General features: G+C 35.7%; 8 protein-coding genes. 5 read left to right on the top strand and 3 right to left on the bottom strand.

Features of this window, described 5'->3' with window-relative positions:
* Positions 1–76 precede the first annotated feature (76 nt).
* Positions 77–244 (bottom strand): hypothetical protein, encoded by a 168-nt coding sequence (locus QRN68_RS25090; protein ID WP_285400032.1) that lies wholly within the window; start codon positions 242–244, stop codon positions 77–79.
* A gap of 668 nt (positions 245–912) precedes the next feature.
* Here QRN68_RS25090 and QRN68_RS25085 point away from each other — a divergent pair.
* Genes QRN68_RS25085 through QRN68_RS25065 form a run of 5 tightly spaced genes read left to right on the top strand, consistent with a single transcriptional unit; the run spans position 913 to position 8,373 of the window.
* Positions 913–2,238: a nucleotide sugar dehydrogenase gene (locus QRN68_RS25085; RefSeq protein ID WP_285400031.1), complete on the top strand. Its 1,326-nt coding sequence runs from the start codon at positions 913–915 to the stop codon at positions 2,236–2,238.
* A gap of 17 nt (positions 2,239–2,255) precedes the next feature.
* Positions 2,256–3,686: a polysaccharide deacetylase family protein gene (locus QRN68_RS25080; RefSeq protein WP_285400030.1), complete on the top strand. Its 1,431-nt coding sequence runs from the start codon at positions 2,256–2,258 to the stop codon at positions 3,684–3,686.
* A gap of 5 nt (positions 3,687–3,691) precedes the next feature.
* Complete coding sequence (locus QRN68_RS25075; RefSeq protein WP_285400029.1) at positions 3,692–5,557, top strand: glycosyltransferase; 1,866 nt, start codon at positions 3,692–3,694, stop codon at positions 5,555–5,557.
* Positions 5,554–7,305 (top strand): polysaccharide deacetylase family protein, encoded by a 1,752-nt coding sequence (locus tag QRN68_RS25070; RefSeq protein ID WP_285400028.1) that lies wholly within the window; start codon positions 5,554–5,556, stop codon positions 7,303–7,305. The genes QRN68_RS25075 and QRN68_RS25070 overlap by 4 nt, the downstream gene beginning before the upstream one ends.
* A gap of 21 nt (positions 7,306–7,326) precedes the next feature.
* Positions 7,327–8,373: a glycosyl hydrolase family 18 protein gene (locus QRN68_RS25065; RefSeq protein ID WP_285400027.1), complete on the top strand. Its 1,047-nt coding sequence runs from the start codon at positions 7,327–7,329 to the stop codon at positions 8,371–8,373.
* Here QRN68_RS25065 and QRN68_RS25060 read toward each other — a convergent pair.
* Together QRN68_RS25060 and QRN68_RS25055 are read right to left on the bottom strand one after the other, a co-directional pair.
* Positions 8,362–8,535: a hypothetical protein gene (locus QRN68_RS25060; protein ID WP_285400026.1), complete on the bottom strand. Its 174-nt coding sequence runs from the start codon at positions 8,533–8,535 to the stop codon at positions 8,362–8,364. The two genes, QRN68_RS25065 and QRN68_RS25060, sit on opposite strands and share 12 nt — an antisense overlap.
* A 36-nt stretch (positions 8,536–8,571) precedes the next feature.
* Positions 8,572–8,813, bottom strand: a 242-nt coding sequence (locus QRN68_RS25055; RefSeq protein ID WP_285400025.1) for a hypothetical protein, incomplete at its 5' end; no start/stop codon positions are given.

The following is an 8,813-nucleotide window of genomic DNA, read 5'->3' as shown; positions in this document are numbered from 1 at the left end:
CGACGGAAAGAATGTACAGTGACGGATAGAATCGCCAAAGTGACGGATAGAACAGACAGAGCGACGGATAGAATTATCAAAGCGACGGAAAGAATGTCCAGTGACGGATAGAATCATCAAGGCGACGGAAAGAACAGCCAGAGTGACGGATAGAATCATCCAAGCGACGGAAAGAATGTCCAGCGACGGATAGGGTCATCAAAGCGACGGAAAGAACAGCCAGAGCGACGGATAGATTTATCAAAGCGCGGATAGAAACGCCGAAAACGTGGATAGAAACGCCAAAGTCGTGGATAGAACAGCCAAAATCGTGGATAGAAACGCCAAAGTCGTGGATAGAACAGTCAATCTGAAGGATAGAATATACTAAAGCCCCAAAAAATCGCCAGCAATGGCGATTTTTTTTATTGGAATTGAGAAGTTCGTAATGCAGTCTAAAACTATATTAGATGATAATCTTCAATGCTAATTCCATTGATAAAAAGCTAACGAGTACATTTCTAATAATTAATCCGATTCCCTAGTTATTTAAGATAAAAAAGTTTCCGACAAATAGTTACAGTTTTATTTGTGGAAAAATTAATAATAGTACGAGCTTATGTAGAAATTTATCATAAAATGTATAGTTCTAAAGGAATGTGTTGTATGTTTATTGAGAAAAATTCGTATTTTTGTAGTTATTTTTACTCCTTGTGTAGAATTTGTTTAGAAAACGTTTAGTTTAACTTGGTACTATGTATTTATCTTATAGGTATATATCCCGAATTTAGGGATTAAATGACTAAGGGTGTGCGTGAAGATGAGGGGTGGTATTGGAAAAAGAAGGAAGTGTAAATGGAATTAGCTATTGCAGAGTAGTTTTTGGGGTGCATTGTTAAAAATCACTAATTTTAGACAAAGGGGAAATTGTTTATGGGGATCAAAATTGAGTCGCTAGAATTAGGTTTATCAAAAAAAATCGAAATAAGAAAGGCAACAATTGGAGTTGTTGGACTTGGTTATGTAGGGCTCCCACTTGCGTTGCAAATCGTTAATAAGGGTTTTCAAGTAATTGGATTCGATAAGGACGATGAAAAAATTTCTAAATTAAGAAGCGGTGATAGCTATATTGCTGATATGTCTAATGCAATCATTGAAAAAGCGGTTAATGAAGAGAAGTTTGAGCCGACAAATGATTTTTCTAAACTTGCATATGTAGATGTCATTATTATTTGTGTACCGACGCCTACGACTGCAGATGGAACACCTAATATTTCATATATTGTAGACGCAGCCAATGCAGTCGAACAAAACATGTCCTCCAATACTTTAATTATTCTTGAAAGTACAACTTACCCTGGAACAACAGAAGAGATCGTTCAACCAATCTTAGAAAAAAGCAATTTTGTTATTGGGCAGGATATATTTTTAGCTTATTCTCCTGAACGTGTGGACCCTGGAAACTTAAATTTTTCAGTTTCGAATACGCCTAAAGTAGTTGGCGGCATATCAGCAGCTTGTTTAGAAGTTTCCAAGCATTTTTATGAAACAGTGATTAATACAAATGTGTTTGCTGTAACAAGTCCAAAGGTTGCTGAAATGGAAAAGTTATTAGAAAATACGTTTCGTCAAATTAATATTGCTCTCGTCAATGAATTAAGTCAGATTTGCCATAAGATGGATGTTGATGTGTGGGAAGTTATTGAAGCAGCTTCAACAAAGCCTTATGGTTTTATGCCATTTGCTCCCGGCCCTGGAGTTGGTGGTCATTGCATACCGGTGGACCCTAAATATTTATTATGGGCTGGTCAGCAACATGGTATTTCTGCAACATTAATCGAGACGGCAGATAAAATTAATGTTTCCATGCCAAGCTTTGTTGTTGAAAGACTAGAAAATTACTTAAATGCGCAGGAGAAAGAGATAGGTGACGCGGAGATTCTAGTAATTGGAGTCACGTATAAGCCAGATATTAATGATTTCCGTGAATCACCAGCACTACATGTTATTGATAAATTAAAGGACAAGCAGTGTGGCCTAAATGTTGTCGATCCATTTATTGAAACATTTACAGTTGGTAATTACAGGTTTAACACAGTGTCACTTACAAAAGAATTAGTTCAAAAAGCAGATGCTGTAGTCATTTTAACGAATCATACACCTATTGAATATTCATTGATTGATCAATATGCGGCTTTAATTTTTGACACACGTAATACCTATTATTTATTTAAAAGTGAAAATTATTACAAATTATAAGGGGAGATTTTTTTGAAATGAGACGACTAAAATTATGTAGTCTATTATTCATTTTATTTTTAACTGGGTGTCAAACGTCTGCTCAAACTAATCAAGCTAAACCAGTTGATTCAGCAATCGAGATAAAAGAACATGATGGAACGATGAGTGATATTTATAGTCATGCAAGTATTCTTAGTCCAAAAGTAGCGTTAACTTTTAATGGGCTTGCAGACAATGAAACAATGCAGAAACTATTAAAGGTATTAGATCAATTTAACATGAAGGCAACCTTTTTTGTAGAAGGTACGCGAGTGGCACAGGATCCTGAGTTAGTGAAGGACATTTTAGCCAGAGGTCATGAGGTAGAAAATGGTACGTTGACGTTTTCTGATATGACTGATTTAAATTATGAAGAAACTTATAAAGAGATTTATTTAGCGAATGAAGTTTTTGAAGAGCAATTAGGTTATACACCAAAATACGTTCGCAGTCGTTCTGGTGATTCAACTGACAACATGCGTTTAGCAACGAAAACGCTCAATATGAAGGGAGTCGTAGAATCTTCCATTAATCCGAAAGACCGAAATATGCAAAGCGCTGAGGAAATACTGGATTACATTCGAGGCTTTATCAACAGTGGATCTGTCATTCATTTAAACACGTACATTAATCCTGAGATTATTGATGTTATCCCATTATTGTCTCAATTGGGCAAAGAAAAAGGATATGCTTTCTCTACATTAACCGACGTATTAGATGAACAATATTTAGTAAAATCCTTAGAAGAAATTGAAGGCTATGACGCTATTAAAATGAATCCGGATTACGAAAATGTTAAACCAAATATTTTCTACCGTAAAAATACCTCCAAAAAAGAAATTGCTTTAACCTTTGATGATTGGGCGAGTGAGGAGAGAGTTAAAGAAATTTTGGATGTTCTTGATAAGTATAACGTTAAATCCACATTCTTTTTAATTGGTAAAGGAGTGGAGAAGGATCCACAATTAGCGCGATTAATTGTTGAGAGAGGCCATGAGGTTGCAAGTCACTCTTATAATCACCTTGATGTTACGACAATGACACCGGAGGAACTACAAGAGGATGTCGTAATGGCACATAGGGCGCTAACATATGCCTTACAGGAAGAACCTTTGCTGTATTTCAGACCAAATAAAGGTCTTATTAATGAAGAATCGGCGAAAGTTATTGCCGCAACAGGTGTCAAATCGATTGCTATGTACGATATAGCATCATTTGATTGGAATTTAGAATATACCGTTTCAGATATTTATAATCGTGTGATGAGTAGGGTTGGTCCAGGAAAGGTAATTGTTATGCACGTTTTAGACGGTACAAAAACAGTTGAGGCACTACCATTAATCATTGAAAAACTGCAAAAAGATGGATATAGTTTTGCAAAAATGTCGACTTGGATTGAAGAAGATTCAAGTAAGGAAGTGAATTGATAATCATGAATGAGAAAAAAGAGGTTTTAACGATACCACGCTCTGATCGACGAATTTTATCGAATATTCCTGATCCAGAAAATGTACGAAGTCTCGTTAACCGCCGAGGTGCTTCTTATCAAAAAGAGGAAATCGATCCTACAGATGTCAATGAAATTTACCGTTTACAGCAGTTAAGTTTACGCTATAAAACTAATTTTGAAGTGCAAATTAAAAGAGGTAAGCAAAAGGTTAGTGATAAATATTACGCAGAGGATATTTCAGTTACAGGTATTCTTATATATTCAGATAGTCCTAATAATTTATTAATAAATGAAATTATAACGATGAAATTCACTATACCTGGTGGTGCGATGCCGGAGGGCTATGAATCTAGAGTAAAAATAAAGGCGAAAGTCGTGCGTCATTTTACGAAAGAAGTAGATGGCGTAACTAGGTGCTATTATGCATGTGAATTTTTACAGCATTTAAATGACTATATGACTAAAAAACGTTGGGGTCTATCAATCTTTGTGGCAAGTCTATTTCTATTGATTGTTTCTCTTATTGTTATGTTAATGAGGGCTGAAAGTGTTATTTATTTCAAATTTAATAAATTCCTATATCTATATAGTATTATTGCCGCAACATTTCTTTTAAGTAGATATTTATTCGGTATTTTCTATAGGAATGTACCGATAAATCCTAATTTTGAACCAGGCGTTTCTATTATTATACCAGTGTTTAACGAAGAACAATGGATTCATAGAACAGTTTTAAGCTGTATGAATCAGTATTACCCTGTAGATAAATTAGAGGTTATTGTAGTAGATGATTATTCAACAGATAGAACTGAGGAAAAAGCAAAAGAAATGATTGACTTTATTCATAATGAGGGTGAGCGATTTAAAACAAAGAATCGCTTAAGTTTTCATAAGCTACCTCAAAATGGTGGGAAACGTGAGGCTTTAGTGGCAGGAGTGCATCTTGCTAAACACGATTTAGTCGTTTTCGTAGATTCAGATAGTTTTTTAGAACCTCATGCTATTCGAAATTTAGTGCAGCCTTTCCAAGATCCTAAAATGGGCGGTGTGGCTGGAAGAACAGAGGTTGAAAATAAATTTACAAATGCTCTGACAAAATTGCAAACAGTTCGCTATTATATAGCCTTTCGGATAATGAAAGCTGCTGAGTCCTGGTTTGATACAGTAACTTGCTTATCTGGACCATTAGCATGTTATCGAAAAGAGCTTATTTTGAAAAATGAGACAGCATGGTTAAATCAAAAATTTCTTGGACAGCCTGCGACATTCGGGGATGATCGCAGTATGACAAACTATATTTTAAAAACACATCGAACAGGATATCAGGACAATGCTGTATGTTCTACAATTGTTCCTTCAGATACAAAAGTCTTTTTATCTCAACAAATGAGATGGAAACGATCATGGCTACGCGAATCGTTACGAGCATTTTTATTTATGTGGAAAAAGGAACCTTTCATGTTTCTTTTCTTCATTATCGGGTTAATCGTACCAATAGCAGCTCCTATTGTTGTTGTTTACAATCTAATTTATGTGCCAATTATGCATGGTGTTTTTCCAACCACATTTTTAATAGGCCTGTTATTGATGTCAATGCTAATGAGCTTGGCCCATCTTTTCTTTAGAAGAAGTAAGTTGTGGGCATTTGGCTTTATCTTTGTACTTTTTTATGAATTTATTTTGCTGTGGCAAATGCCTGTTGCATGGGTTACATTTTGGAAATCAACATGGGGTACGAGAGAAACACCTCAAGATGTCATGGCCAAAGAAAAGAAATTAGAAAAACAAAAATTACGAAAATCCCGAATTTCGATTCTAAAAATTAGAAAAATGGGTGAGAGGGAATGAGTGAAAAAAATATTGTATTAAATCCAGCTAAAAAAAATCGAAGGAAAGTAATACGATCCATTATTCAATTGATAATCGTTGTATTTTTAGCGGTTATTTTATTTCGTGTAGTATTTTTAACAGAAAAAAAGGTGGGGGAAACAGTTCCTTTAGAAAATAAAGATGGTTTCATCGCATTATCGTATTTTGGTGTGAGCAGAGGTGAATCTCCTAAATACGTATCTAAAGAGAATTTAAAAAAACAACTAGCATTACTTGAAAGTCAGGGCTATCAAACAATTACGCAGCAGGATGTTTTAGACTTTTATCAGAAAAACAAACCATTGCCAGAAAAAGCGTTGTATTTATCATTTGAAGATGGCCGTACAGATTCTAGTATATTCGCTCAAAACATTATGGAAGATTTAAATTATAATGCAACGATGTTTACGTACGCCAATAAAATGGACACACGTGATAATAAATTTTTAAAGCCAGAAGATTTATTACTCATGGAGGAAAGTGGATACTGGGAGTTGGGTTCTAATGGGTACCGTCTGACATATATAAATATCTATAACGATAAAGGACAGTCTTTAGGTGTGATAGATGAAAATAATGTGCCGAATAAAACGACTATCGAATATTATAATCATTATTTAATGGATTTCGTCCGCAATCAATATATGATTCCGAGTGAAACGCGACAAGAAATGGAAAAACGTATTCAGAAAGATTACAAGTTAATGAATGATATTTATGAGGAGGAATTAGGAGAGGTTCCTAAGGCATATGCCATCATGCATGCAAACTCACTTTATAATAGTATGGATCCATTAGTAGAAAGTACGAATGATAAGCAAATTAAGGATATGTTTAGCATGCATTTTAATTTGGAGCGAGGGGCATATAATGATGCGGATGCAGATCTTTACAACTTAAGTAGATTACAAGTATCGCCGTATTGGTCTACAAATCATGTGATGATGAAGATCCGTCAAGCAAGTAAGCAAAATGTTGAATTTGAAGTCGGGGACCATGAACGGGCAAAAGAATGGTCTGTCATTAATGGTGCCGCAGAATTTGAAGAGAATGAGATTACTATAACATCAGCACCATCTAGTGAGGGGCGGATAATATTAAAGGAAGAACTTCCAGAGCAATATAATATAAACTTCGCTTTTAAAGGAAATGTCGTTGGACAACAATCTATCTATTTAAACTATGATGAAAAAAATAATAGCTATATTAGAATAGCTCTAATAGATAATGAGATTGTTGTTTCGGAAAAATTACCAGGAGCAGGTGTTGAAGAGAAGGAGTGTTTTCCTTTAAATGAAATACAGTGGAATGAAGAAGAGTATGCATTTAATAAGGCTACCGTATACGATTATCAGGATACGCAAAAAGGCTCTAGAATTGATGAGGAAGAGTACCCAAGAAACCTAACAAAAACAAGAGAATTTAACATTGCTGTCAATAAGGATAAAATAAAAATAGATATAGATAAGGAATTATCTAAGACAATTCAAGTAAATCCTGATATTCAAGGATCACAAATTGGATTTGGCGCGTTGTTCAGCAAAAAAGAAACTTCGCATGAACAGTATGCAGATGATATTTACGATACAATCATCGAAAATATATTGATTACCGATGTTAACGATCATACACTTTTTACTAACCAATACACGAATTTCGATAAAGTAAAACATAAAACGATGACCTTATTTAATAACGTTGTTGACTTCTTTATTGAAACCTTCTAAATCGGGGGGATCTAGATTCAAGTGAAAAAAATTTTGGGGTTTATCTGTATAACACTGCTAATTATTACGGCTTGTAATGATAGCAAAGAAGTACCTGTTGAGGTGAAAGAAGGGTTGAAGAATAAAAACAAGCTTCAATTATCCATATGGTTACCCGAATGGCAAAAAAACTCTGCCATCGAGGATGTGAAAAATTCACAACAGGGCTTACAGGATATTCGCGTTTTTGGTGCTTATTTTAATAGTAATGATCAATTATTATTAACGGAAGATGCGATAGAAATGTTAAAACAAACACAGCAACAATTTAATGAAACGCATAATATTATACTAACGTTAATTAACGATTATGTTACAGATAACACCCCTTCTGTTCAGAAGGATAGTGCGTTATTGCATCGATTGTTACAAGATACGTCATCAAGGCAACAACATATCGATAATATTATGCAGGTTGTTGAACAGTATGACGTGGATGGTATTGAAATTGATTATGAAAAGATAGCTAAAGAGGACATCCCTAAGTATGTACTTTTCTTAGAGGAACTGTATAAACAGCTATCGAAAAAGGATATATCATTACATGTCGTACTAGAGCCCCGTTTCCCATTTAAAGTGAAATTACCAGATGGACCTAACTATACAGTGATGGCTTATAATGTGCACGGATATCATAGTGGTCCAGGTGCAAAGGCAACTTTTTCATTTTTAGATGACTTACTAAAAAAAATTGGGAAGTCCAATCAAAACTTAGCAATTGCCTTTGCAACGGGCGGATTTGAATGGATGAATCAAGGCAAAACAGTTGCTTTAACAGAGATAGAGGCAGAGGAATTACTGAACAAAACGAAAGCAGTTAAACAACGCGACAAAGCAAGTGGTGCAGCATATTTCACCTATTTAGATGAACAAAATGTTACGCATGAAATCTGGTACGCCGATCAGGAAACGCTTGAACAATGGACAGCCTATGTGCAAAAGAAAAGCTATCATGACGTTGTTTTATGGCGCGCCGGAGGTCTAAGCTCAAAAACGTTACAATGGATTGGCAAACAATCAGCGGAGTGACGGGCAGAGCAGCAAAGTCGTGGATAGAAACACTGAAGTGGCGGATAGAGCAGTCAGAGTGACGGAGAGAATAGTTGAAGTGACGGATGGAATAGCCGGAGCGACGGATAGGATTATCAAAGCGACGGAAAGAACCGCCAGAGCGACGGATAGGACTATCAAAACGATGGATAAAATCGCAAGCGACGGAAAGAACCGTCAGAGCGACGGATAGAATAAAGACGTGGATAGAACAGCCGAAATCGTGGATAGAAACGCCAAAGTCGTGGATAGAACAGCTGAAATCGTGGATAGAACCGTCAAAGTCGTGGATAGAATAAATGAAGTCGTGGATAGAATCGCCGAAGTGGCGGATAGAGCAGTCAAAGCGACGGATAGAACCGCTAAGTCGTGGATAGAAGAGCCAAAGTCGTGGATAGAAGAGCCAAAGTCGTGGATAG

Origin of the sequence: Lysinibacillus sp. fls2-241-R2A-57 (assembly GCF_030209535.1) — a bacterium.
Taxonomy (GTDB): domain Bacteria; phylum Bacillota; class Bacilli; order Bacillales_A; family Planococcaceae; genus Lysinibacillus.
Note: the sequence above shows the minus strand (reverse complement) of the source record. Positions and strands in the feature narration are given on the sequence as shown.